Genomic DNA, 1206 nt, shown 5'->3' with positions numbered 1-1206 from the left:
CAAGTTCCGATTATATCCAACAACCGAACAGCAGCAATATTTTGCTGGTGCATTTGGCTGTTCGAGATGGTTCTGGAATTACAGCCTAAATCTTTGTCAGGAAACATACAAGGCTACCGGTAAAGGGCTGAGTCGGGGCGCAATCCAAGGTTTACTACCTCAGCTCAAGAGCGAATATCCTTGGCTGAAGAAAGGTGCTTACTCGCAATCTCTACAGGTTGTTGCCCTAAATCTGTCTGTTGCATACCAGAATTTCTTTGAGAAAAAAGCTGGTTTTCCTAGCTTCAAATCAAAGCATGGACGGCAATCCGTCAGCTATCCTCAGAATGTCAAGGTAGGTGAAAAGTCTATCAAGCTACCTATCATTGGTGAAGTGAATTGCAAAATACATCGCACTTTTGATGGCACAGTCAAGACTGTTACCGTATCTAAGAACCCAGATGGGAAGTATTTTGCTTCTATCTTGGTTGATGATGGTATTCCGAGTGTAGAGACTACACAAAAAGGCAAGGCAATTGGTTTAGATGTAGGCTTGATTGACTTCTGTGTAACCAGTGATGGCAGTAAATATGTCAATCCTCAGCATCTCAAAAGACACAGCCGTAACCTCAAAAGGAAACAACAGAAACTCAGTCGTCAGCAAAAAGGGAGCAATACTAGACACAAGGCTAGAAGATTAGTGGCTAAAGTCCACTCAAGAATCAAGCGTGTTCGCGAAGATTTTCTACACAAACTATCCCGCAAGATAGTAAACGAAAACCAAGTCATCGCCGTAGAAAATTTAAACGTCAAAGGCATGGTACGCAATCACTGTATAGCTAAATCAATTAGCGATGCTGGGTGGGGGATGTTCGGAACAATGCTCAAGTATAAAGCTGAAAAAGAGGGCAAAATCTATGTTGAGGTTGACCGATTCTTCCCTAGCTCCAAAACTTGCAATAATTGTCTGCACAAAGTATCTGAAATGTCATTGGATGTTCGTCATTGGGATTGCCCTAGTTGTAAATCAAGAAATGATCGCGACGTGAATGCGGCAAAAAATATTAGAGATGAAGCCTTGCGGTTTTTGGCATTAGGAATTAGTGCTACTGCCAGTGGAGGGAATGTAAGTCGTGGTGGCAAGATTTCGGTCTTGTCGGACGCGGTTCCTTGTGAATCTGGAAGCCCCCGTCATAGCGGTACTCCGCTTGACGGTGGGTAATTCAC

At 43.4% G+C, this 1206-nt stretch carries 1 protein-coding gene; it reads left to right on the top strand.

Annotated features, from left to right (window positions below):
- A partial coding sequence (locus IQ263_RS28050) for an RNA-guided endonuclease InsQ/TnpB family protein (RefSeq protein WP_194071290.1) occupies nucleotides 1-1201 on the top strand: 1201 nt, incomplete at its 5' end.
- Nucleotides 1202-1206: the final 5 nt, after the last annotated feature.

It is taken from the genome of Tychonema sp. LEGE 06208 (genome assembly GCF_015207505.1).
Lineage (GTDB): Bacteria > Cyanobacteriota > Cyanobacteriia > Cyanobacteriales > Microcoleaceae > Microcoleus.
This window is presented reverse-complemented; position numbering and strand designations above follow the sequence as displayed.